Here is a 23,416-nt window from a genome sequence, read left to right on the forward strand (position 1 = left end):
TTGAACTACAGCAGGCTGGGGCGGCTGCGGGAATTCGTGTGGCGGTGCGTCTGGTAGTCGAGCGCGTCGCCAGCCATGAAGCGGCGCCAGGCTTGCGTGTAGACGAGCGATGATTTATCCGCGTCAAAACTGTTGAGCTGCAACATGTCGCGGTGGTGCTTGATTTCATTGACCAATTGGTCATACAGCACTTGCAAGCCATAGCTGTCGGCGCTCTGGCGCTTCAGGCGCTCTTCCAGCTGCGCCACTTGCCCCTGCAATTGCCGGCATTCCTTCTTCCACTGCAACAGGCTGCCATTGCGCGGCACGCGCTTGGCCGCCGCCTTGGCCGGGCGCGCGCTGCCACGTTCGCATTCCACGTGTGCCGCTGGCGCCTTGCCAGTGTGTTCCATCACCATATCGAGCCATCCCTATCGCCTATCTCCCTGCACCCGGCGCTAGCCAGCCTGGAAAATAATTGCTTTTCATTTAAGAGGCGATATTAGAACATACTTCTTTATTTCTTTCAGTAAATATAAGAATCCACGTGGAAATATTTGACCTGGCTGCGCGGGCGGCGCCTTATTGGCGCTGCGCTGCCTGCGAGGGCGCTGCCGGGGCGGCTCCCGCCATTTTCCCGTCGTCGGCGTAGGTCAGGGTCAGCAGGGTATTGTCGTCCCAGTTCAGGTCATGCAGCGGCGGCACGAAGCGTTGCCGGTCTTGCGTGACGCGGATGTCCAGCGTGCGCTCGCCCGAGCGCGCCTGCACGGCAAGCAGCTTGTGCACCACGGGAAACGGCACGTGGATCAGCGACGAGTGGCACGGCCCGCCTGCCAGGCGGAACAGGTTGCGCCGGACAAAGGACAACTCATCCTGCTCGACGGCCCAGCGGATTTCGCATTCCAGGCGCAGGTCGCCCAGGCGGCGCACGTTCTGGGGCAAGCCCGGCGTATGGATGTCGGCGCGCCAGCGCAGGGTGTCGCGCTTCTTGTTGCTGACCAGGTCGGCATTCGCATCGTAGGCGGTCTTGTCGCGCGACAAGGTGAAGCCGCCGTCCGCCGCCAGCGGCACGGGGATGGACAGGTTGTCGGCTGACAAGTGCAGGGTCACGCCATCGAGCCTGGCCTGCGGCGTGGCGGGAATCAGCATGAAGCGCAGCGGCGCGCCCGGCGCCAGGCGCTGGTGGTCGGCATACGCATCGAGTCCCTTGAGCATGGTGCGGTAGGGGCGCAGGTCGGGATCGCGCGTGCTTTGCACGTCGACAATCTGCTGCATTTCCTGGCTTGCCGCGTCGCCCGGCGCCGCCGCTTGTTCCTGGGCCATGGCGGGCAGCAGGCTGGCATAAAGGGAGGCGAGGAGGCAAAAGCGGGGAAAGTGCATGGATTGCGTGCCAGGTTAAGCTTGCGATGGGAAACCGTCCAGGCTGGACGGACTGCGAATCTTATCATTCATGTAACTGCCAAATTATCACCAATTGTCTCGTTCGTGTCGCACGGCTGGCGTTGGCGGCGGAAAATGGGACGTCGTGGCGGCAACCACGTAAAATAGCGGATTGACCGAACGATTTTGAAAGCAAGAGCATGGCGATACAATGGTACCCAGGACACATGAACGCGGCCCGCAAGAAAGCGGCCGAGACCATGGAAAACACCGATCTGGTGATTGAAGTGGTGGACGCGCGCCTGCCGGCAGCCAGCTGCAATCCCATGGTGGACGAGCTGCGCCTGTTCCGCCAGCGCCCTTGCCTGAAAATCCTCAACAAGACCGACCTGGCCGATCCTGCCGCCACGGCTGCCTGGGTGGCCTATTTCAACGCCCAGGAAGGCGTGACCGCGTATGCGATGACGACCAAGAAGCCGGGCGACGTGGCGCGCATTCCGGAACTGGCGAAATCGCTGGCGCCGCACCGCGGCGTGCCGACGAAGCCGCTGCGCATCATGATCATGGGCATTCCCAACGTGGGCAAGTCGACCCTGATGAACGCGCTGCTGAAAAAGCGCGTGGCCAAGGTGGGCGACGAGCCGGCCGTCACCAAGATGCAGCAAAAGTTGTACCTGGACAAGAACACGATTTTGGTCGACACGCCCGGCATGCTGTGGCCGAAGATCGCCATCCCCAGCGACGGCCTGATGCTGGCGGCCAGCCACGCCATCGGCTCGAACGCGCTGATCGAAGAGGAAGTGGCCGTGTTCCTGGCCGAGGAATTGCTCAAGCGCTATCCGGACTTGCTGGCGGCCCGCTACGGCACCAAGGTCGATGAAGTCGACGCCATCGGCGTGGTCGAAGGCATCGCCGCCAAGCGCGGCTTCCGCATCAAGGGCGGCGACTACGATTTCGAGAAAGCCTCGCATACCCTGCTGCTCGACTACCGCAGCGGCATCCTGGGACGCATTTCGCTGGAAACGCCGGACACGCGCGCGGCCCTGCTGGCCCAGCACGCGGCCGAGATGGCGGAAAAAGCGGCCAAGGCGGCGGAAATCGCCGCCGAGAAGGCCAGGAATGCGGCGCGCGGCAAGCGCGGCACGTAAGTTACCGCTCCACCATGAAAAAAGCGCCGCGACAGCAATGTCGCGGCGCTTTTTTCATGCGCTGGCCGATTAGCCGAATTTGAAGCTGGTCACGGCCAGCGCGCCAAAGAAATCCTCCTCGTGGTACACGACGTGCGCCGCTTCACGCTCGGCCGCGCCCAGCGCCACCATCAGCGGCAGCAGATGGTCTTCCTGCGGATGGGCCTGGCGCGCGCCCGGCGCCTGGTCCCAGGCCAGCAATTGCTCCAGCCTTTGTTCTGGCGGCAGGGCCATGGCCTGGCGCAGCCAGGCGTCGAACTGGTGCGAGGCGACGGCGCCTGCCTGGCCGAACTGGCGCAGGTTGTGATAGGACAGGCCGCTGCCGAGTATCAGCACGCCCTGGCGGCGCAGGCTGGCCAGCGCGCGGCCCACTTCGACGTGCGTGAGCGGGTCGTAGCCGTGTTTCAGCGACAGTTGCACCAGCGGCATGTCCGCCTGCGGGTAGATGGGGAACAGGGCGCTGAAGGTGCCGTGGTCGAAACCCCGCTCGTGGTCCAGGCGCGCCGGATGGCCTGCCGCATCGAGCAACTGTTTCACCTGCGCCGCCAGTTCCGGCGCGCCCGGCGCCGGGTACTGGATCTGGTACGTATGCGGCGGAAAGCCAGAATAGTCGTAGATCATGCCCGGACGGGGGCTGGCCGAAACGAGGAATTGCGGCCCTTCCCAGTGCGCCGTGACGACCAGCACGGCCTTGGGACGCGCGCCGACCTGGCGCGGGATATCTTGCAGCGACGCTTCCAGCACGTCGTAGCGGCCGCCGAACTGGTCTTTCATGAACGGCCACGGGCCGCCGCCGTGCGACAGGAAATACGTGGGGAAGGTGTGCTCTTGCATGGCGGCTCCTGAGGGGAATGGCTAACGATGGAACCATGATAGTCATGCGCAGTCAGTTGATCAAGATCGCTATTATTGATATATCATTTCCATTTTGTTGATGATTGGATGGGTATGGATACCTTGCGCAGCATGCGCGTGTTTCGCGCCGTGGTGGAGCTGGACAGTTTTGTGCGCGCCAGCGAGCGCCTGGACCTGTCGCCGGCCATGGTCAGCAAACACGTGATGCACCTGGAGCGCCACCTGGGCGCACGCCTGCTGAACCGCAGCAGCCGCCACCTGAGCCTGACGGAAATCGGCAAGGTGTATTTCGAACAGTGCCGCGACATGCTCGACAATCTTGACGAGGTGGAAGCGACCGTCGGCCGCACGACGGTGGTGCCGCGCGGCATGCTGCGCCTGAGCGCGCCCGTCTGGTTCGCCAACGCCATCTTTACGCGCACCCTGGCCGCCTACCGCGAGCGCTTTCCGGAAGTGACCTTCGACATCGACCTCAGCGGCCGTGTGGTGAACCTGGTGGAAGAGGGTTTCGACCTGGCCCTGCGCGTGAGCCAGGCCCCATCGCCGGCCCTGATCGCGCGGCCCATCGGCAGCATCGAATTCCACCTGGTGGCCGCGCCCGCCTATCTGGCGCGCGCGGGCCACCCGCACCTGCCGCAAGACCTGGCGCAGCACGCCATGATCAGCTATTCCTTGCTGGCGAACGGCAATGAACTGGCCTTCGACGGGGCACAGGGGCGCGAGACGGTGAAGTTTTCGCCCGTCCTGCAATGCAATAACGAAAGCCTGCTGCACGCGGCCGCGCTCGACGGCATGGGCATCGCGCTGCTGCCGTCGTGGCAAACGGATGCGGACCTGGCGGCGGGGCGGCTGGTGCGCCTCTTCGACGATTTCAAGCTGGCGGGCGGCAAGGTGTACGCCGTGTACACGAGCCGCCGCTACCTGTCGTCGAAAGTGCGCACCTTCATCGACTTCCTGGCCGATGAAGGGCGCCTGGGGGCTTGATTACGCGAGCGAGCGCTTGACGTCGATCAAGGCGAACAGGCGCGCGCTGCGCATCCACGCCAGCACCAGCGCCGCCAGCTGCGTCACCAGCAAGCCGGCCACGATGGCCAGCGGGCCGGGCGCGGCCAGGTTCAGGCGCGCCACGCCCAGCAGCGCATACAGCGCCAGTCCCAGCACGGTGATGACGAGGTAGATGGCCAGGCTGGCCAGCGGACGCCGGCGCAGCATGCCCAGTCCCCGCCACCAGGCCTTGACGGCCGATGTGCGGCGGCGGTCGACGGCCAGCGCCGCGCGGCCCGCGTCGAGCGTGGCGCAGGCCAGCAGGAACAGCAAACCCGTAAGCAGCAAGGCCAGGTGGCGGGCCAGGTCGGCATCCGCTTCCAGGATGGCTTTCGCCGCGTGCTTGTCGGCCAGTTTCAGTGCGCCGGCGCCGATCGCCAGCGCCACGCCCAGCGGCACGATGCTCCACAGCAACATGCGCAGCATGCGGCCGTATTCGCTGAAGGCACCCGTCAGCAGGGGGCCGAAGCCGGGTGGCGCAGGCGCGCGCGCGGCCGTCACCACCAGGCCGCTCAGCAGCGGCGACAGCAGCAGGGCCAGCACGACGCCGGTGATGGCGGCCTGGCTGATGGCGGCGCCGTTGCGTCCCGTGTTGGCCACCAGGTCGGCCAGGGTCATCAGGTCGAGCTTGTGCGCCAGGGCCGCTGCATGCACGGCGTTATCGAGGCTGGCGCTCAAGGTGCGCCAGAGGGGAATGACGGCAAGGATGGCGGGGATCAGTAGCAGGCCCGCCCACAGCAGCAGCAAGCGCCATTGCAGGGCGGCGCGGCTGGCGCGCGTGGTCAGGGTCAGGCCGCTGGCCCGTGTCGTGGAAGTGGCGCTCATACGGTGGCAATCAGGGAAAGGAGGTATTGGAAGACGGCGGCAAGGTCGAAGCTCCAGCGCCGCGCGGCCGAGGTGTCGGTTTTCAGGGTGCGGCTGTCATCGAGCTTGTTGACGTCGAGGTAGTGCACGCGGTCGGGATCGAGTTCGGCCGAGACGGCCTTCACGGGCTTGCTCCAAGTGTAGCGCTGCCACAGCTGCTCGTTATCCCACACCACGCGTTCGGAGCTGCCGTCGGCGAATTTCACCAGCAGCACCTGCGGCACGGGCGCGCCGCGGCGGCGCAAGACCACGCTGGTGAGATAAGGATACGGTCCCGTGCCGGGCTTGGCGTCCGGATGCGCCTTGTCCCACGCCTCGCGTACCTTTTTCTCCTCTTTTTCCAGCGCTTCGGCCGTATGTTCCACGCGCTTGCCGTTCACCACCGCCATGCCGGCCAGCGGCGTCTGCTCTTCGCTGGTGAAGGTGCCGATGCGGTCGTCGATATTTGCGCTGGCATAGACCTGCTGCGCGAAGACCTGTTCCACGATGCGGCGCTGGCCCGTCGCCTCGGCCAGCGTTTCGCGCAGGTCGGCCACGCTCGGGTGGCGGAATTTCCACTGTTCGTAATAGGCCTTGAAGCCCCGTTCCATGGCTTCGCTGCCGATGCGCGCTTCCAGGTCGCGCATGGTGATGGCCGTGCGGCTGTAGACGGGGCCCACGCCCTGCAGGCGGTTCCACGCGTTCTGGCCCAGCGGGTCGGCCGCATCCTGGCGCGGCGCGGCCATGCGCTCGAATTCGAAGACCTTGAAGACGGGATCGAAGCCCAGGCGCTTGAGCAGGGGCGTGGTGGCGTGAATATCCTGGCCGCGCGCGCGCAGCATGCGCTGGTCCCAGTATTCGTTCAAGCCTTCGTCGAGAAGGGGTTCCTCGAACTCGTTCGACGCCAGGATGCCATAGAAATAGCCATGGCCGAATTCATGGATGGTGACGAAATCGAGGCCGAATTCGGGAATGGTCTTCGGCTGCAGGTTGGCGTAGCTCGAGGCCGTGATGAAGGTCGGGTATTCCATGCCGCCTGCTTCGGCCGCGTTAAACGGCGGAATCACCACCGTCAGCGTCTTGTACGGATACGGGCCCAGGGTGCGCGAGAAATACGTGAGCGAATCCTTGGCCGCCTGCAGCGCGGGCGCCGCGTTCGACGCGTATTCGGGCGGGTACAGCACCTTGATGGCCACCGGCGGGCTGCCAGGACCGCTCCAGCTGCCCGTCAACGGCTGCGCGCTGCGCTTGTCGGCCGTCCAGGCGAAATCGTGCACGTCGCCCTGCACATAGTGATGCGTGAGCATGCCGTTCTTTTCCTGCGGCGCGCCCTGCAGTTCGCCCGTGGCGCCCACCGTGTACTCCTTGGGCACGGTCAGCTTTACGTCGTAGTTGCCGAAATCGGCGTAGAACTCCGAATTGAGGTGGAATTCATGCGCGTTCCAGCGCGGCGCGGTGGCGCCCCGTTCGCCGGGCAGTTCCAGCACGGCGATCTTGGGGAACCACTGGCCCACCAGGTGGAAGCTGCCGAAATAGCCGGTGCGCGCGATGACGCGCGGCAACTGGTCGAAGAAGCGGATGTCGAGCGTCGTCTCGGCGCCCGGCGCGACGGCCTGCGGCAAATCGACGCGCACGACCGTGCGGTCGGTGGCCGGGCCGTTGTCCGGCTGGACGAAATGCCAGGGCGCCTTGGCGCCGTTCTGCGTCATGCTGCGCAGTTCGATGTAGCCCCACTCGCCGTCGCGCGTGTCGACGCCCGAGCGGAAGCCCGTGTCGAGCTTGCGCTTTTCGGTGAAGAAGGTCGAATGTTCGCCTTCGAAGGCATTCAGGTACAGGTGCAGGTACACGCTTCTGACGGCTTGCGCGCTGCGGTTGCGCCAGCGCAGTTTCTGCTGGCCGTCTATCGTGTGCTTGACGGGATCGAGCGTCGCTTCGATCTGGTAATCGACGACGCGGTCCGACAGGGTCGCTTGCGCGCCCGTGCGCGCACCGCCCCAGGCATTGCTGGCGCTGGGCGTGCTGACGGCCGACGCATGCGGCGACGCCAGGGCGATGCCGTCGGCGGATGGCGCCAGCGGCGCGGGCGCGCCGGCCGGCTTGCCTTGGCCCGGCTGGGCGAACAGGTCGGCCTGCAAAGCAAGGCCGGCCAGCAGCATGGCGGTGATGGAAAGGGCTTTGAGCTTGCCCGAGATGGGGAAAAAACCAATGCTGCGGCGCGTGCCGCGGGGACTTGGCGGCCCCCGGCGCGTTGTGCTACGACTTTCCATGCGTGACTCCCACAGTGACTTCTTATTGTTGATTTTTAAATGCAGTCGGCTGCGCCCAGGATCGCCGGGCGCACCTTAATATACCTACAAAAATGCCAAATCACCAATAAAATATTGGCATAAGGAAAGTACCGCCGGGCTGGCGCTTGCGGCGCCGTGCGCCGTGCGTATAATGATTCGCTTTTGCCATCCTTCCGTTCCACCAGCGCGCGTCTGCGCCGCGGTGACGCCTCCAGCCTGCCGCCATGATGCCTGCCCCTCCCGTCCTGACCATCGCCACGCGCGCCTTGCTGCTGTGCGCCCTGGCCATGCCGGCGTGCGCGCAGGAAGGCGTGGATGCCGGCGCGGCCGGCGTCACGCATGGCGACGTGTCCGCCGAGCTGGCGCAGGGCGGCCAGCACAGCGTGCGCGGCGCCCTGTCGCGCGAGCAGGACGGCATGACGCTCGATGTGGCTATGGACGGGCTGCGCAATGGCAATTACCGCGATGGCAGCGTGTTTCACCAGCGCGGCATCAACGGCGGCGCGGAATGGAAGGCGCGCCAGGGCCGCTTCGGCTTCAGCGCCGACCAGCTGAACCAGGAGACCCGCTATCCCGCGCCCGAGGCGCCGTTCCTGGCCTTGCTGGCGGCGCGCCCGGAAGACCTGTACCGCTATGAGGTGCGGCGCGCCAGCGCCTTCGTGCAGCGCTATGTGGGCAGTTTCGAGCTGGGCGTGGAACTGTCGCAGCGGGAAAAGCGCGCCACGGCCCACTATGCGGGCGAGGACGGCAGCAGCGAATCGAGGTACAGCAGCCGCCGCCGGCAGCTGGCGCCCCGCCTGCGCCATTACGGCAAGGTGGGCGGCGTGGGCACGGATACGGAAGTGGGCCTGGACCTGATGCAGTGGCAGCGGCGCTCGGACCGCGATGGCGACGGGCAGCGCCGCCAGTATTCGCGCGCGCTGCTGCTGCGCGAAGAGCTGGCCTTCGGCGGCCCGTATGCGCCGCGCCTGCTGCTGGGGCTGCGGCATGAGCAGTTCCAGCTCGATCCGGCCGACCTGCCCGCCGGCGGCAGCGACTGGGAAAACCAGAATGCCTGGGATTTGCAGGGCAGCCTGCAATTGCGCCCGCAACTGAGCGTGTACGCCAAGGCCGCGCGCAGCTACCGCATCGACGACGATGGCTATACCCGCGCCGGCTACCGCCCCCTGGCGGGCCAGTTGCGGCGCGAAATGGAAGTGGGCGCCACCGTCGGCGACGCGGCGCGCAGCGCTTCCGTGCGCGTATTCAGCGAGCGCCTGAGCAACCAGATCGTTTTCGACCAAAGCCTGGGCCAGCTGGGCTTTGCGGGCAACCTCGACCCCTCGCGCCGCGACGGCATCGCCATCGAGGCCAGCATGGCGCTGGTGCGCGACTGGCGCCTCGACGGGCAACTGCGGCAAGTGCATGCGCGCTACGACGATTACGCCTATGACGGCCCGGATATCGCCCTCGTGCCGAAAACCCTGGCCAGCCTGCGCCTGTACTGGACGGGGCAGGGCGGCGCCAGTGCCGACGTGGGCGTGCAATGGCTGCGCGCGCTGCGCTATGGCCCCGATTTCGCCGGCAGCTGCCTGGCTCAGGTGCCCGCGTTTGCCACCGTGGACGGGCGCTACGCGCACAAGCTGGGCGCCTGGGAGCTGGAGCTGGCCGGCAGCAACCTGGCCAACCGCCGCCATTACGGCGATGCGCCCGGCTGCCGTTCCAGCATTTACCTCAAGGATGCGCGCCAGCTGCGCGTGTCGGCGCGCTACCATTTTTGAGGCGCGGGTGCAGCGGGGCTTAAATACGGCTTAAGCTGGCGCAAACCGGGGCGATAAACATGGCTTTTTTCCGCCCGGGCCTCATCGCCCGGCGCAAAAAGTGGTAATCTCGCCCCGTTCTCGACCACTTATGATGAAGGATTATTATGCGTTTTCTGCGTTTCTTGCGTCCCCTGCTTGCCGCCGTCACCCTGGTGGCGGCCACCGGCGGCGCCATGGCGGCCGATACCGGCTTTACCACGCTCCCGACGCCAGTGCGCACGGACACGGGCAAGAAGGTGGAAGTGGTGGAGTACTTCATGTATTCCTGCCCGCATTGCTACGCGCTCGATCCGCTGATGCACGACTGGGTCAAGAAGCAGGGCGACAAGATCGCCTTCCGCCGCATCCACCTGGCCTTCAATGGCCCGAAAGATGCGCAGGCGCACGCCTACGCCACGCTGGAAGCGATGGGCCAGCTGGACCAGTTCCACGACAAGATCTTCCGCGCCATCCACGTCGAGCGCAACCGCCTGAACCGCGATGACGCCATCCTCGACCTGCTGGTCAAGAACGGCATCGACAAGGCGAAATACCTGGACATGTTCAATTCCTTCGGCGTGCAGACCAAGCTGAAACGCAATGAACAGCTGATCACCGCCAGCAAGATCGACAGCGCGCCGACCATCGTCATCGATGGCCGCTTCGTGACGTCGCCGGCGCAGCTGTCGCGTCCGGGGCAGTCCGAGCCGCAGACCCAGACAGCGACCCTGCGCGTGATGGATGAACTGGTGGCGCGCGTGCTGAAAGAGCGCGCCCCGGCGCCTGCGAAGAAGTAATACTGGAGAACGTCATGAAACAGCTGCCCTGGACCTTGTGCGTATTGGCCCTCGCCCTCGTGGCCTGGCTGGCGATTGCCGTCGTCAATGTGGAAAACCAGCGCAATGCGCTGGCCACCAAGGCGTGCGTGGACCCCGCGTTCAAGAACGAGGTCGACGCAAAATGCCTGGCGTCCGTGCAGTCGCGCGAGCACTGGTGGCAGCACTTGACGTACGCCATGACGCACTTCAGGAACTGAAGGTCTTTGCATACAGAACCCGCCATGCGCGGGTTTTTTTTCGTCCGCGTATGATGCAGCCACAAGCAGCCACAACAATTCAGGAGGGGCGATGAAGGAAGTGATCTTGATTACCGGCAGCAGCCGCGGCATCGGCGCGGCGACGGCGCAGCTGGCGGCGCGCCAGGGCTATGCCGTCTGCGTCAACTATGTGCGCGATGCGCAGGCGGCCGAGGCGCTGTGCGCGCGTATCGTTGCCGGCGGGGGCGAGGCCATCGCCGTGCAGGCTGACGTCAGCGATGAAGCGGACGTGGAACGCTTGTTTGGCGAAGTCGACGCCCGCCTGGGGACCTTGACGGCGCTGGTCAACAATGTGGGCGTGCTGGAGCAGAAATGCCGGCTGGCCGACATTTCCGTGCAGCGCCTCGAACGCGTGCTGCGCACCAATGTGATCAGTTATTTCCTCTGCTGCCAGCAAGCCGTGCGGCGCATGTCGACGGCCAATGGCGGGCAGGGCGGGCGCATCGTGAACGTCTCGTCGGCAGCCGCGCGCCTCGGTTCCCCGGGCGAATACATCGATTACGCGGCCTCGAAAGGCGCCGTCGATACCTTGACCCTGGGCCTGGCGAAGGAAGTGGCGGCCGAGGGCATCCGCGTCAACGGCGTGCGCCCCGGCATCATCTACACGGACATCCACGCGTCAGGCGGCGAACCGGGACGGGTGGCGCGCCTGGCGTCCGGCGTGCCCATGCAGCGGGGCGGCCAGCCGGAAGAAATCGCCGACGCCATCCTGTACCTGCTGGGGCCGGGCGCCACGTATGTGACGGGCAGCATCCTCGACGTGGCAGGCGGCCGCTGATTTTCAACTACTGCAAGCAAGTGATTCAAGCGCGGGGCCAATTATCAAATAAGGCAAGCGAGTCCAGAATGACGGGGTGCCCTATGCAGCAGGCACGCCGATCAACCCATCTGGATTCATTATGCCCGCACCTGTTCTTGCCCCCGCCATCCTGGCCCTTTCTCTGCTGGCCGCCGCGCCCGCCCAATCCGCCACGCTCCTGCCCATGCCGGCCCACCTGTCCGGCGCCGCCGCCACCGACAAGGTGGTGCTGGCCGCGCGCCGCTACGCCGCGTTCTGGCAGAGCGGCGATCCGGCCCTGGCGCGCCTGGCGCTGGCCGACGATTTCACCGACCGCAGCTTGCCCGCCGGGCGTCCGCAGGGATTGGCCGGTCCGCTGCAGGCCTCGCAAGTCTTTCATGCGGCCGTGCCGGATTTGCAGGTGGCCATCGAAGACATGCTGGTGGCGGGCGACCGTGTCTCCTTGCGCCTGCATTTCACGGGCCGCTTCACGGGCGTCTTCCCCACGCCGCAGGGCCCCTTGCAGGGGCAGGGCCAGGCCATCGACTTTTACGCGTTCGATTTGTACCGGGTGAATGCGCAGGGGCGCATCAGCGACAACTGGCACCTGGAAGACAATCTGACCCTGCTGCGCCAGCTGGGCGTGCTGGCGCCCTGACCGTGGCCCGCTAGCGCTGCGCCGGCAGGGCGGCGAATTGCTGCAGCAGGAAGTCGGCCAGCAGGGCCACGCGCGGCGGCTGGAAGCGGCTGCGCCGGTACAGCAGGTTCAGGGGGACGCTGTCGGCAAAGTAATCGTCGAGCACCGTGTGCAAGCGCCCCGCGCGCAGGTCGTCACCGATGTCGAGCAGGGATTTGTAGGCATAGCCATGGCCGGCCACAGCCCAGCGGCGGATGATTTCGCCATCGTTGCTGTGCCAGGCGCCTTGCGGGCGCAGGCTGTGGCGCTTGCCGTCCTCGCGGTAGCGCCACTCCTGCGGCGCGCCGTCGCCCGCCGTGAGCACGAGCGTCGGCAGCAGCGCCAGGTCGCGCGGCGTGGCCGGCACGCCCACTTTGGCGGCCAGCGCGGGCGCCACGCACACGACGCGCCGGCCCGGGTGCAGCAGGCGCGCCACCATGTCGCTGTCGGGTAGCTCGCCGTAGCGGATGGCCAGGTCGATATCGTCCTGCACCAGCCTGGCCGTGGCGTCCGTCAGGGTCAGCGCATGGCGCACCTGCGGGTGCAGCGCGGCAAAGCGGTCGAGCATGGGCAGCAGCAACTGGCGGCCGATGTCGGACGGCGCCGAGATGCGCACCACGCCGCGCACGGCAGCGCCGCCTGCAGGCAAGCCGTCTTCCGCCTGCGCCAGCAAGTCCAGCGCCTGTTCGCTGTAGTGGCGGTAGTGCACACCTTCTTCCGTCAGGCGCAGCTGGCGCGTGGTGCGCTCGAACAGGGTGACGCCCAGCGCCGTTTCCAGGCGCGCGATGGCGGCGCTGGCGGCGGCCGGCGACAGGCCGTGCTTGCGGCCGGCCGCGGAAAAGCTGCCCAGCGCCGCGGCGTCGAGGAACAGGGCGATTTCCGCCAGGCGTCCGGCGCCGCCGCGGCTCATGCCGGGTGCGCGGCCGCTGGCTTCGGCGCCGGTGCGGAATGCGCCGAGTGGGGCGTGATCACCACGGTGCAAGTGGTGCCGGCCACCAGCAATTGCCCCTTCGGCTGCTCGTCGATGTGGATGCGCACGGGCACGCGCTGCGCCAGGCGCACCCAGTTGAAGGTGGGATTGACGTCGGCCAGCAATTCGCGGCCCGTGGCGGCGTCGCGGTCGGTGATGCCGCGCGCGATGCTCTCGATGTGGCCATGCAGGGTGCCGCCGCTCATCAGATTCATTTCCGCCTTGTCGTCCTGCGCCAGCATGCCCAGCTTGGTCTCTTCGAAGTAGCCGACGACGTAGTACGAGGCGCTGTCGATGACGGCCAGCTTGGCCGCGCCGACGGCGGCGAAATCGCCCTTGTGCACGTTCAGGTTGGTCACGTAGCCGCTGACGGGGGCGCGCACGGTGGTGCGCTCCAGGTTCAATTGCGCCAGCGCGCGGGCGGCCACGGCGGCCTGCACTTGCGACGAGGCCGAGCTGGCGGCAAAGGCCGCGCTTTCGCGGCTTTCCGTCGAGATGATGCTGGCGTCGAGGCCTGCGCGGCGCTGGGCCTCCTTGCCGCGGCGGCCCATCTCCGTTTTTTGCGCTGCCAGCACGGCGTCGGCCTGCGCCAGCGCGCTCGTGTAGCGTTCCTTGTCGACGACGAACAGCACGTCGCCCTTTTGCACCACCTGGTTGTCGCGCACCAGTACGTCCGTGACGGTGCCGGCCACGTCGGCGCTGATGTTGACGATGTCGGCCTTGATGCGGCCGTCGCGCGTCCACGGCGACTCCATGTAGCGGTCCCAGACGGTCTTGCCTATCCACAGGGCTGCGGCCAATAGCAGCAGGGTGATTGCATAGCGGGTCAGTTTGCTTACCATGTCGGCAGCCTTTCCTTGATTGGGTTGAACAGTTTTTTTTATTTGTAAAGCGATAAGGCCAGCGCGCCGAAGATGGCGATGAAGATGCACAGTCGCGCCAGCGACGGGTGCCACACCATGCGGTACACGCCCAGCCAGCCCAGCACGCGGTCGAGCAGGGTTTGCAGGCCGATGCTGAGGATGAACAGGGGCAGCAGGGTAGGAATCAGAATTCCGAACAGGGCGAATTCACGCGGCATGGTGGTCTCCGGCGCCAGGCGCCATGTGGTCGAGTAAAGAGGTGTAGATCGAATGCAGGTCGGCCAGCGCCGTCTGCAGGCGCGCGCTGCGCTCGGGCGTGACGCCGGCTTCGTTCTGCGCCGCGCGCACCACGGCGCCCGCCTGCAGGGTGGCCGCCAGGGCCGCCTGCAGTGCCGTGTCGCCGCGCGTGCGCAGCCAACCGGCGATGTGGTCGACGCATTGCTGCAGCGCGTGGCGCGTGGCGCCTGGCCGGGCGGTCGCGATCAGTTCGCGCAATTCGATCACCGAGTGGCCGATTTCCAGCAGGGTCAATGCCTGGCGCACGACGGCGCGCGTGGCCTCGCCAGGCGCCGGGCCGGCCGCCGCGTTGAGCTGGCTGAGCAGGTCGCGCACGCGGTTGTCGAAACGGTGTTTCACGCGCCGCGCCGGCGCCGTGCACGCATGCAGCGCTTCGCGCCACAGGGCGCGGCCGATATGGTCCTTGTGGCCCATCGTGTGTTCGGGCAGCAGCACGGCAAACACGAGGGCGGCCAGCATCAGGCCGACGATCAGCGCCATGCCCGTGTTGAGAAAAGCAGCGCCGTCGACATGCATCAGATTCGTCGGCGCCATCTGCGTGATGAAGGTCGACACGCCCAGGCCCACGCCCAGCTTGGCCGGATTCGTCATCAGATACAGGCCCACGGCGAGGAAGGGTGCAAAACTGAGTACCAGCATGGGGAAGCCGTCGCCGTGCACCAGCACGAAGTACACGCAGACGAGCGACAGCGGCATGGCGATCAAAAATCCCGCCAGCACTTGCCGGACCATCAGGATGGGGCGCGGCGAGGACGAGGCCAGCGCGCAGAACACGGCCGCCATCAGCATCGCCGTGCTGGCATAGGGCCAGGCGAGGAAGTAGGCGCCCAGCGCCAGCAGGGCCAGGCTGATGGCCGCACGCGCGCCGCTGGCGATCACCAGCGCGGGCGGCGTCTTCGGCGCATAGGCCTGCGGCGTGCTGATTTCCAGCGGCGTGTCGTGCGCCAGGCTGAAATACACTTCGTGAAAGCGGCTCATGTCGCGCGCGAAGCGCTCGAGCAGCTCGCACACGGTGTCGAAATCGATGCGCTGCGCATGCGCGATGGGGGCGCCGTCGATGTCCGCGCGGGCCTGCGCCAGCGCCGTTTGCAGGTGCTGCTGCATGGTGTCGAGCGAGTCTTGCGACGGCGTCGTTTGCAGCGCTTCGGCGACGATGGCGTACAGGGGCGCGCAAGCCTGCATGACTTGCGTCTCGTCGTCGCGCTGCAGGCGGTCGAACAGGCGGTGGAAGGTATAGAAGGTGGTCAGCGCCGTCATGAAGGTAGCGTTGAAGGCGTGCAGCTTGCGGTTTTGCGCGCGCACGTGGCTCACTTTGCTGGTGACTTCGAACAGGGCGGCCGAGCGGCCCAGCTCCAGCGCCGCCACGTCGGCGGCAAACTGCAAATGCGTCAGTTCCACCTGCGCCGGCGTGAGTTTTTGCTGCAGCACGTCCTGGCAAAAGGCGAGGAATTTGCCGTAGCGCGCTTGCACCGTGCGCATCACCTGCGTGCCCTGGTGGCGCGGCAGCAGCACGCTGGACACGGCCGCCGAGCAGATGATGCCCAGGCTGACCTCGGCCACGCGCGTGACGGCCAGCGCGAACACCTGCATCGGCTGCTCGATGGCGGGCAGCACGATCATGCAGGCCGTGTAGCCGGCCAGCACGTACACATACGATTGGGCGTTGCGGTGCAGGGCCGAGCCGCTCGTGCACAGTCCCACCCACAGGGCCAGGCCGGCGAACAGCAGCACGGGTTGCTGCGGGAACAGGCCGATCAGGGTCAGCGCGGCCGTGCATCCGAGCAGGGTGCCGCACAGGCGGTAAAAGCTTTTTTCCAGCACCATGCCGCTGCTGGGCAGGGCCAGGATGATGGTGGTGGTCATCGCCGTGCTGGGCGAATCGAGGCCTAGGCGGTAGGCCAGCCACAGCGCGCAGAACGAGGCGATGAGGGTCTTGCCGACGTAGATCCAGCGTTCGCCTTCCGTCGAGCGCCAGTCCTGCAGCGCCAGCGCCAGCCAGTGGGCCGCCCGGGTCAGGGGGCCGTATATAGGTTTTGTTGCTGTGGCTGGCGTCATCGATAGGCTATCAGTTCTGGTTGTTGAGATTGTTGAGGTTGCGCAACTGGCGCATGTACAGCTTGTCGAGCACTTGCAGCTCTTCGTCCGTGAAGCCTTCGTACAGGGCCGAGGTTTCCTGGTACACGTCCGGCAGCGCCGTTTCGATCAGGGCGCGGCCCTTGTCCGTCAGCGAGATCATCACGGAGCGGCGGTCGCCGGGGCGCGTGCCGCGGTGGATCAGTCCGCGCGTTTCCAGGTCGTTGCACACGCGCGTCAGGTTGGCCGGCTTTTCATGGCACGCCATGCCCAGGGTGCAGGCGTTCGAGGTTTCGTCGTCCGTGCCGTACAGCACGGCCAGCACCATGTAGCTGGCATCGACCAGGTCGTGCTTTTTCAGCGCGGCATTGGTCAGATCCTTCATGCCTTTTTGAATGTGGTACGTCATGCGCAACAGGCGCATCAGTTCCATGGGGAAGCCTGGCATGCGCGTGCGGATGTTTTGCAGCCGCTTGGAGGTGGCGTCAAAAGCGGTCATGTCATATTCCTTCATGTGTGAATAAAGTTCCGATTGTATCTTGTTGGGCTAGGGCAATGCCAGGATTGCAAGCTCAGATGCCGCCTCCCAGTGCATTCATCAAGGAAACGTACAGATCGAGCTCGCGCGCCCCATTTTGCGCCTGCTGCTGTTCTTCTGCCAGCAGCGCCACTTGCGTGTTGAGCATGTTGATGGCGTCGCTCATGCCCGCCTTGTAGGCCTTTTCCGCCAGGTCGCGCGCGCGCTGCGCCGTGGCCAGCGCCTGCACGGTCAGCTGGTGCTGTTTGGCCAGCGACTGGGCCTTCGTGACGGCGTTGGCCACGTCCGACATGGCGTTGATGACGGTGGCGTTGTATTGCTCCACGGCGCCGTCGTACACGGCTGTCTGGCTGCCCAGCTGCGCGCGCAGGCGGGCGCCGGCGAAGATGGGCAGGCTCAGCGCGGGCGAGGCGCCGCGGATGTCCGAGTTGGCATCGAGAAAGTGGCTGAAACCGAAGGCCTGGAAGCCGGCAAAGGCCACCAGGTTGACGTTCGGGTAGAACTCGGCCTTGGCGGCGTCGATGCGCTGCGCCGCCGCTTCCACGCGCCAGCGCTGGGCGGCGATGTCGGGGCGGCGGCCGATCAGGTCGGCCGGCAGGGCGGCGGGAATGGCCAGCGGCTGGTCCAGGCGCAGCACGGGACGCGTGAGCGCCGCACCGGCTGCGGGGCCCTTGCCCGACAGGGCCGCCAGCTGGTTGCGCAGCAGGGCCAGCGACTCAGCCGACTGTTCCAGCTGGCGCCGGCCGGCGGGCAAGGTGGTTTCTATTTGCGCTACGTCAATGTCGGTGCCGATGCCGGCTTGCTTGCGCTGGCGCGTGATGTCGAGGATGCGGGCGCGCTGCGCCAGGCTGCGTTCGATCACGTCCTGTAACTGGAATTCATACGACAGCTGGATGTAGGTGCGCACCAGCGCCGTTTCCAGGGCCAGGCGGGCCATCTGCGATTCGGCCGACGCCATCTGCACGTCGCCCAGCGCGGCGGACAGGGCGGCGCGGTTGCGGCCCCACAGGTCCAGGTCGTACGAAGCCGTGACGGTGGCCTGGTTGCGCCAGGCGTAATTGCCGGCCAGGGGCGCCGGCGTGCTGCCGTGCTGCGAATACAGTTCGCGGTTGATGGAGACATTCGCGTCGGCCTGCGGGCGGGTCTTGTCTTCCGCCGCGCCGGCCAGCGCCTCGGCCTGGCGCACGCGCGCCTGGGCTCCGCGCAGGGTGGGGCTGTCGGCCAGCGCCTGCTCCATCAGGCGGTTCAATTGGGGGTCGTGCAAGTCTTGCCACCATTGCGTGCGCGGCCATTGTATGGCGGCGCTGGCGGCGGCATCCATGGCCTGGCTCGCCTGCAGCTTGTTGGCGTCGAGCATGGCCGATTGCGGCGCGATATGGCCCATGTCTGCGCAAGCGCTCAAGGCAAGGATCAGGCTGGCGGCAAGCAAACGGCGGTGCAGGGACATGCAGGGACTCCGGGAAAGATCGTGTTGGGGGTGTTGCTGACAGCTCGCCGCGGTGAGCTTCGGGAGTGGCCCGAGTGCTGCGCCGCAACTGAGGTGTGTTACTGACTGACTGAAACCGGCTGACTGGTTTCTTATTTCACGACGTGCTTGGTCGTTTGCGCGACGTCAAAGTCCGCTTCCGTTTGCGGGATCAGGCCAGCCTTGCGGGCGGCGTAGAACTCGGCCATGACTTCTTCGCGCGTCACTTTGCTGGCGGCGGTGGCCGGCGTTTTCGGGTAGTCGACTTCGCTGGTGGCGATTTCGCCGGCGTTGCGGGCACGGATGTATTCGGCCGTGACGTCAGCGCGCGTAAGTTGCTGGCTGGCAGCGGCAGGCGCGGCGCTCTGGGCGAAAGCCGACGTGGCGGCGGTGATGGCAAACAATGCTGCGATGAGTGATTTGGCTTGCATGATAAGACTCCAATATGTGCATGATGGCTGGGTGGATGGGCCGGCTCGCCACGTACCGGTCGGTTCGGCGGCATGGCGCTGGTGGGCGCCGTGCCGCCGATGAAGCAGTTTCTGGATGAGAAGATGCTTACTTGAATTAACTATAGCAATGAATAGTACATTTGTGAAGTAATTTCTGAAAATAGTTGTGCGCCGCCGCATTTTTCCCACGGAAATGCCGTGCAGGCGTGCGCCGCAGGTCAGGCCAGCGGAGTAAGCTGATTTTTTATGAACGGGAGGCCGCCATGAGCAGCAGCACACTCGATCCGGACAATTTGCCCGTCACGCCTGACCGCGTCCTGGGCAGCGGCCATGGCAAGGGGGCGCTCGGTCCCAGCGACAGTTCCGACAGCGGCAGCGACATGCAGGGCGTGCCGGGTCAGGATGCGGAAGCGCTGGAGAACGACAGCGATGCGGCCGGCACGGGCGAGCGGGCCGGCGTGGAGCCGCGCAATACGGCGCCTGCTGGCGGCGACATCGACGTCGATCATGTGGAAAGCGTGGCGCCCGTGCAGCCGGCGCAGGGTGATGGTAGTGAATTGCCTCCATGAATTACCGCCCCTCTTGCGCCATCGGCGTAAAATGCAGGCAAGGCGGCGTGCGCGCCGCCATGGCCAGCCGGCCGGTACAGGATAGGATGTCAGAGGATGCAAACGCAGATGTCGGAAGAGAAAGAAAAAGACTTGATGTCGATGTATCGCGAGACGCGGCCGCGCGAGTTTTTTGGCGAAAAAAGTAACACCAATCACCTGGCCTGGAGTTCGCTGGTGGTCTTGCTGGCGCTGGCGTTCTGGCTCGTCGTGGCCCTGGCGGCGGCGGAGAATCAGCGTTACGCGCTGGAAACGAAGGTGTGCCAGGATCGCGTCTTCCCCGCGGAAATCGACACGTCTTGCCTGAAACAGGTCAAGTCGCGCGATCACTGGTGGCAGCACGTGGGCCATGCGCTGGTGCGGATGGGCGCCTGAGCGGCGCAAGCATATCCTGAAGGACGCGCCGCTGCAGCGATGACGCCGGCGCCCTTCCTGTTGCGGGAGGCGAGATGCCACGCGATACTGCACGGGAACAGCCGCAATGGCTGTTTACGCGCCACAGTGCCTTGACGGTGCGCCAGTTGCTGCGCGCCTATGGTGTGCTGTGCCTGTTTTCCACCGCCATCGCCGCCGCCTTTGCGCTGCGCGGCTACTGGTACATCCCCGTCTTTTCATTTGCCGAACTGGTCTTGGTGGCCATTTCCCTGCTGTATTACCTGCGCCATGCCCGCGACTACGAGCATCTGGCCCTGCGCGACGGCGTGCTGGTCGTCGAGCAGGTGAGCGCCGGCCGGCGCCAGCGCAGCAGCTTTCGTCCCTGGTGCACGCATATTGTCGTGCCGGAGGGGCCGCGCCAGCTGATATGCATCAGCTGCGGCAGCACGCATGTGGAGGTGGGGGCCTTTGCCACGCCGGAACGGCGGCGGCAGGTGGCGCAGGAGTTGCTGGCCTGGCTGCCGCCGCTGGAACCGTGAGGGAAGCTGGCCTTTACTTCGGGCCGTAAAACTGGAACGTTTGTACCACCAGCAAGGTGGTGGGAAAGCCGGTGAGCGTCTTGAATTCCTTCGCGCCCGTGATCTTGTAGGCGCCGGCCTGGAACGCTTCGCCTTCCTCCCAGCTGTGATCCTTCATGGCAAACTGCAGCAGGCGCTTGTCGTTGTAGCGGTAGCTGAAGATGGTGTAGGCGCCGACGCGGCTGGTGACGACGAAGCGTTCATCGCGCTCGTCGGCGATGAGCAGGATGCCCGGATAGCGGCTGATGCCCGCCTCCTCGTTCTGGATCCTGAGGATCACATCCGTAAAGCTGCATTCGGCGTCGCGGATCTTGTCGCGCTTCGTGGCGATCTGCATGACCTCGTCGTAGCTCTTGCCATGCGTAATCGACCACGACGGCGCGTCGCAATAATTGGCCGCGCCGGCGTTGGCCGCGCACAGCAGCAGGCAAAGGGTCGTGGCAGTGATGGTCTTCATGGTGTCTGGTCGTTGGCAGGGATGTTGTGAAGCCGGCAGTCTAGCGCCAGACCACCGGCTTCACAAGCACCGGGGAGCGCGTGTTCAGACGGCCCGCGACGGACCTTCCCACAGATTGATATGGCCTTCGCGCGCCTGCACGTCGATGGCGGCCAGCTCGTCGGCCGTGAACGACAATTGCTGCAGCGCGGCCACGTTTTCGCGGATTTGCGCGCTGCTGCTGGCGCCGATCAGGGTCGAGGTGACGCGCGGATCGCGCAGCACCCAGGCCAGCGCCATCTGCGCCAGGGTTTGCCCCCGCTGCGCGGCGATCTGGTTCAGCGCGCGCACGCGGGCCAGGTTTTCCGCGCTCAGGTGTTTTTGCAGCAGCGAGCCGCCGCCGGGGCGGTTGACGCGGGCATCCTGCGGCACGCCATCGAGGTATTTGTCGCTGAGCAAGCCCTGCGCCAGCGCCGTGAACGTGATGCAGCCCATGCCTTCTTGCTGCAGGGTATCGAGCAAGCCGTCTTCCTCGATCCAGCGGTTGAGCATATTGTAGGCAGGCTGGTGGATCAGACACGGCACTTTCCACTCTTTCAGCAGTTTGGCCGCCTCAGCCGTCTTTTGCGGCGAATACGACGACAGGCCCACGTACAGCGCCTTGCCCTGCTGCACGGCGGTGGCCAGCGCGCCCATGGTTTCTTCCAGCGGCGTGTCGGCGTCGTAGCGGTGCGAGTAAAAGATGTCCACGTAGTCGAGGCCCAGGCGCTGCAAGCTCTGGTCCAGGCTGGCCAGCACGTATTTGCGCGAGCCGCCGCCCTGGCCGTACGGGCCCGGCCACATGTCCCAGCCTGCCTTGGTGGAAATGATCAGTTCATCGCGGTACGGTAAGAAATCGTCGCGCAGCAGCTTGCCGAAATTGCTTTCCGCGCTGCCATACGGCGGGCCGTAGTTGTTTGCCAGGTCGAAATGCGTGATGCCCAGGTCGAAGGCCGTGCGCAGCATGTCGCGCTGCGAGGCCAGGCTGTTGCTGTCGCCAAAATTGTGCCACAGTCCCAGGGACAACAGCGGCAGTTTCAGCCCGCTGCGCCCGCACGTGCGGTATTGCATGGTGTCGTAGCGGTTTTCGGCGGCGTGGTAGGTCATGGCATCTCCTGGTTGAATGAAGCGCCTATTTTCGCGCAAAATCAAGGTCGGTGCGCGTGCTCCTTGTATGTGGCTGGACGCGCCTTACAATGGGCGTTCAGGAGTCTCGCGAGGAGCGGTCATGGAAATCGAATTGAAATTGTTGCTGGCGCAGCAAGATGTAGCGCGCCTGCGCGCGCACCCGTTGCTGGCGCAACAGGCGCAAGGAGAGGTGCAGCTGCTGCAGATGCACGATATCTATGTCGATACGCCCGATTTGCAGCTGTGCCGCCACCAGGCGGGCTTGCGCGTGCGCCAGGTGGACGGGCGCTGGGTGCAAACCCTGAAGGCCGGTGGCACCGTCAACAGCGGCTTGCACAGCCGCCACGAGTGGGAGGGCGAAGTTTCCGGGCCGCAACCGGACCTCGCTGCGCTGGACTCGGCCATCGGCCGCAAGCAGCCCATCCGCGCGCTGTTGCGCCAGGACGCCGTCCGCGACGCCTTGCAGCCCGTGTTTACCACGCGCATGGAGCGCACCGTATGGCAGCTGCGCACGCCGCAGGGCGACGAGATCGAATGCGTGCTGGACCAGGGTGTCATCGAAAGCGGTGCGGATGGGGCGAATGGCGCCGTCCGCAGCGTGCCCGTCAGCGAGATCGAACTGGAATTGAAGCAGGGGCAAGCGGCCAGCCTGTTCGACGTGGCGCTGGCCCTGCTGCAGGACGTGCCGCTGCAGCTGGGCCACATGAGCAAGGCGGAACGCGGCTACCGCCTCGCGGCGTCACAGCCTCTGCAGGCGGTCAAGGCGCAGCCCCTGGCGCTGGACGCGGCGATGTCGGTGGAGCAAGTGTTCCTGGCCATCGCCGGCAATTGCCTGGAGCAAGTCAGCGGCAACCAGGATGGCGTGGCGGCGGGCGAGGACGTGGAAAGCGTGCACCAGATGCGCGTGGGCCTGCGCCGTCTGCGCTCGGCGCTGGGCATGTTCAAGTCCCTGCTGGCGCTGCCGGACGCCTTGAAGGCCGAACTCGACTGGCTGGGCGGCGCGCTGGGCGAGGCGCGCGACTGGGATGTGTTGGCTGGCAATACCCTGGCGCAGCTCGATGGCGAGGCGCAGGCGGATGCGGCGGCGCTGGCAGAGGCGGCGCACGCGCAGGCGCGCCTCAAGCATGCGCAAGCGGCCCAGGCCGTCACATCGGCGCGCTACACGGCTTGCATGCTGGGCTTGCAGCGCTGGCTGCAGGCGCGCGCCTGGCGCGACAGCTGTTCCGCGCGCCAGGTGCGGCGCCTGGACGCGCACGTCTCGCCGTTTGCCCGCGCCACCCTGCGCAAGGATCAGCGGCGCCTGGTAAAGCGCGGCAAGCGCCTGCTGCATGCCACGCCGCTGCAGCGCCACCGGGTGCGCATCGCGGCCAAGAAGACGCGCTATGCGACGGAATTTTTTGCCTCGCTGTTTGCCGCGCGCGCCGTGCAACCATATGTGGGGCGGCTGTCGGTGCTGCAGGATGAACTGGGCTGGCTCAACGATGTGCAGGTGGCTGACCGGCTGTTGCAGCAATTGCCCGATGTTCAGACTGGCCAGGCTGACCAGTCCGCCCAGGACGGGTTGCGGCAGCACGCGGCCTTCGTGCGCGGCTACCTGGCGGCGCGCGCGCAGGCGCAGGGCAGCGATGGCCGCATGCACAAGGCCTGGCGGCGCTTCAAGGCGGCCCGTTTGCCTGCCTGAGCCGGT

Annotated in this window: 25 protein-coding genes; 11 read left to right on the forward strand and 14 right to left on the reverse strand. The window is 66.0% G+C overall.

Going from position 1 to position 23,416, the window contains the following annotated elements:
• Positions 1-5: 5 nt before the first annotated feature.
• Complete coding sequence (locus O3300_RS25210; RefSeq protein ID WP_305054437.1) at positions 6-392, reverse strand: hypothetical protein; 387 nt, start codon at positions 390-392, stop codon at positions 6-8.
• Between the two features lie 169 nt (positions 393-561).
• Positions 562-1,359: a hypothetical protein gene (locus O3300_RS25215; protein WP_099665133.1), complete on the reverse strand. Its 798-nt coding sequence runs from the start codon at positions 1,357-1,359 to the stop codon at positions 562-564.
• Between the two features lie 200 nt (positions 1,360-1,559).
• Between O3300_RS25215 and ylqF the strand changes: the two genes are divergently transcribed.
• Positions 1,560-2,507 (forward strand): ribosome biogenesis GTPase YlqF, encoded by a 948-nt coding sequence (ylqF, locus tag O3300_RS25220; RefSeq protein ID WP_083411975.1) that lies wholly within the window; start codon positions 1,560-1,562, stop codon positions 2,505-2,507.
• Between the two features lie 69 nt (positions 2,508-2,576).
• Here ylqF and O3300_RS25225 read toward each other — a convergent pair whose 3' ends face one another.
• Positions 2,577-3,380: a class III extradiol ring-cleavage dioxygenase gene (locus tag O3300_RS25225; RefSeq protein ID WP_305054438.1), complete on the reverse strand. Its 804-nt coding sequence runs from the start codon at positions 3,378-3,380 to the stop codon at positions 2,577-2,579.
• A 114-nt stretch (positions 3,381-3,494) separates the two neighbouring features.
• Between O3300_RS25225 and O3300_RS25230 the strand changes: the two genes are divergently transcribed.
• Positions 3,495-4,385 carry a LysR family transcriptional regulator gene (locus O3300_RS25230; RefSeq protein ID WP_305054439.1) on the forward strand — a complete coding sequence of 297 codons (891 nt, stop codon included), beginning with the start codon at positions 3,495-3,497 and terminating at the stop codon, positions 4,383-4,385.
• Here O3300_RS25230 and O3300_RS25235 read toward each other — a convergent pair whose 3' ends face one another.
• Both O3300_RS25235 and O3300_RS25240 read right to left on the reverse strand, forming a co-directional pair.
• Positions 4,386-5,270 (reverse strand): hypothetical protein, encoded by an 885-nt coding sequence (locus O3300_RS25235; protein ID WP_289899995.1) that lies wholly within the window; start codon positions 5,268-5,270, stop codon positions 4,386-4,388.
• A complete protein-coding gene (locus O3300_RS25240) occupies positions 5,267-7,555 on the reverse strand; it encodes a M1 family metallopeptidase (protein ID WP_305054440.1) in 2,289 nt (762 codons plus the stop codon). Before O3300_RS25240 ends, O3300_RS25235 begins: the two co-directional genes overlap by 4 nt.
• Before the next feature lie 245 nt (positions 7,556-7,800).
• On the opposite strand from O3300_RS25240, the gene O3300_RS25245 reads away from it, so the two are divergent.
• The 5 genes from O3300_RS25245 (at position 7,801) to O3300_RS25265 (ending at position 11,889) form a co-directional block, all read left to right on the forward strand.
• Entirely contained in the window at positions 7,801-9,336 is a 1,536-nt protein-coding gene (locus O3300_RS25245; protein ID WP_305054441.1) for a TonB-dependent receptor, read from the forward strand.
• Between the two features lie 146 nt (positions 9,337-9,482).
• Positions 9,483-10,154: a thiol:disulfide interchange protein DsbA/DsbL gene (locus tag O3300_RS25250; RefSeq protein ID WP_099665126.1), complete on the forward strand. Its 672-nt coding sequence runs from the start codon at positions 9,483-9,485 to the stop codon at positions 10,152-10,154.
• Positions 10,155-10,168: 14 nt separating this feature from the next.
• A complete protein-coding gene (locus O3300_RS25255; protein ID WP_305054442.1) occupies positions 10,169-10,393 on the forward strand; it encodes a hypothetical protein in 225 nt (74 codons plus the stop codon).
• Between the two features lie 91 nt (positions 10,394-10,484).
• The gene (locus tag O3300_RS25260; RefSeq protein ID WP_305054443.1) at positions 10,485-11,231 is read left to right on the forward strand and encodes an SDR family oxidoreductase; all 747 of its coding nucleotides are present in this window, start codon (positions 10,485-10,487) and stop codon (positions 11,229-11,231) included.
• Between the two features lie 121 nt (positions 11,232-11,352).
• On the forward strand, positions 11,353-11,889 hold the full coding sequence (locus O3300_RS25265; protein WP_305054444.1) for an ester cyclase: 537 nt from the start codon (positions 11,353-11,355) through the stop codon (positions 11,887-11,889).
• 10 nt (positions 11,890-11,899) lie between these two features.
• Here O3300_RS25265 and O3300_RS25270 read toward each other — a convergent pair whose 3' ends face one another.
• From O3300_RS25270 to O3300_RS25300, 7 genes are all read right to left on the reverse strand, one after another.
• Positions 11,900-12,817: a LysR substrate-binding domain-containing protein gene (locus tag O3300_RS25270; RefSeq protein ID WP_099665122.1), complete on the reverse strand. Its 918-nt coding sequence runs from the start codon at positions 12,815-12,817 to the stop codon at positions 11,900-11,902.
• Positions 12,814-13,719 (reverse strand): efflux RND transporter periplasmic adaptor subunit, encoded by a 906-nt coding sequence (locus tag O3300_RS25275; RefSeq protein WP_251349973.1) that lies wholly within the window; start codon positions 13,717-13,719, stop codon positions 12,814-12,816. Before O3300_RS25275 ends, O3300_RS25270 begins: the two co-directional genes overlap by 4 nt.
• A gap of 38 nt (positions 13,720-13,757) precedes the next feature.
• Positions 13,758-13,958, reverse strand: coding sequence for a DUF1656 domain-containing protein (locus tag O3300_RS25280; protein ID WP_070224633.1), 201 nt, complete (start codon positions 13,956-13,958; stop codon positions 13,758-13,760).
• Positions 13,948-16,092 (reverse strand): FUSC family protein, encoded by a 2,145-nt coding sequence (locus O3300_RS25285; protein ID WP_305054445.1) that lies wholly within the window; start codon positions 16,090-16,092, stop codon positions 13,948-13,950. The genes O3300_RS25280 and O3300_RS25285 overlap by 11 nt, the downstream gene beginning before the upstream one ends.
• A gap of 10 nt (positions 16,093-16,102) precedes the next feature.
• The gene (locus O3300_RS25290; RefSeq protein ID WP_034782299.1) at positions 16,103-16,609 is read right to left on the reverse strand and encodes a MarR family winged helix-turn-helix transcriptional regulator; all 507 of its coding nucleotides are present in this window, start codon (positions 16,607-16,609) and stop codon (positions 16,103-16,105) included.
• A gap of 73 nt (positions 16,610-16,682) precedes the next feature.
• On the reverse strand, positions 16,683-18,095 hold the full coding sequence (locus O3300_RS25295; RefSeq protein WP_305054446.1) for an efflux transporter outer membrane subunit: 1,413 nt from the start codon (positions 18,093-18,095) through the stop codon (positions 16,683-16,685).
• Positions 18,096-18,226: 131 nt separating this feature from the next.
• Positions 18,227-18,544 (reverse strand): DUF4148 domain-containing protein, encoded by a 318-nt coding sequence (locus O3300_RS25300; protein WP_180278609.1) that lies wholly within the window; start codon positions 18,542-18,544, stop codon positions 18,227-18,229.
• A gap of 284 nt (positions 18,545-18,828) precedes the next feature.
• Between O3300_RS25300 and O3300_RS25305 the strand changes: the two genes are divergently transcribed.
• The 3 genes from O3300_RS25305 (at position 18,829) to O3300_RS25315 (ending at position 20,087) form a co-directional block, all read left to right on the forward strand.
• Complete coding sequence (locus tag O3300_RS25305) at positions 18,829-19,134, forward strand: hypothetical protein (protein WP_305054447.1); 306 nt, start codon at positions 18,829-18,831, stop codon at positions 19,132-19,134.
• A gap of 96 nt (positions 19,135-19,230) precedes the next feature.
• Entirely contained in the window at positions 19,231-19,548 is a 318-nt protein-coding gene (locus O3300_RS25310) for a hypothetical protein (protein ID WP_077400845.1), read from the forward strand.
• Positions 19,549-19,622: 74 nt separating this feature from the next.
• The gene (locus O3300_RS25315) at positions 19,623-20,087 is read left to right on the forward strand and encodes a DUF2244 domain-containing protein (RefSeq protein WP_099665116.1); all 465 of its coding nucleotides are present in this window, start codon (positions 19,623-19,625) and stop codon (positions 20,085-20,087) included.
• Positions 20,088-20,100: 13 nt separating this feature from the next.
• Here O3300_RS25315 and O3300_RS25320 read toward each other — a convergent pair whose 3' ends face one another.
• Together O3300_RS25320 and mgrA are read right to left on the reverse strand one after the other, a co-directional pair.
• Positions 20,101-20,583 carry a hypothetical protein gene (locus O3300_RS25320; RefSeq protein WP_289900006.1) on the reverse strand — a complete coding sequence of 161 codons (483 nt, stop codon included), beginning with the start codon at positions 20,581-20,583 and terminating at the stop codon, positions 20,101-20,103.
• An 84-nt stretch (positions 20,584-20,667) separates the two neighbouring features.
• Positions 20,668-21,708 (reverse strand): L-glyceraldehyde 3-phosphate reductase, encoded by a 1,041-nt coding sequence (mgrA, locus tag O3300_RS25325; RefSeq protein WP_305054448.1) that lies wholly within the window; start codon positions 21,706-21,708, stop codon positions 20,668-20,670.
• A gap of 121 nt (positions 21,709-21,829) precedes the next feature.
• Here mgrA and O3300_RS25330 point away from each other — a divergent pair, with 121 nt between their 5' ends.
• Positions 21,830-23,410 carry a CYTH and CHAD domain-containing protein gene (locus tag O3300_RS25330; RefSeq protein ID WP_305054449.1) on the forward strand — a complete coding sequence of 527 codons (1,581 nt, stop codon included), beginning with the start codon at positions 21,830-21,832 and terminating at the stop codon, positions 23,408-23,410.
• Positions 23,411-23,416 lie beyond the last annotated feature (6 nt).

The organism is Janthinobacterium sp. SUN206 (assembly GCF_030587305.1).
GTDB lineage: Bacteria > Pseudomonadota > Gammaproteobacteria > Burkholderiales > Burkholderiaceae_D > Janthinobacterium > Janthinobacterium kumbetense.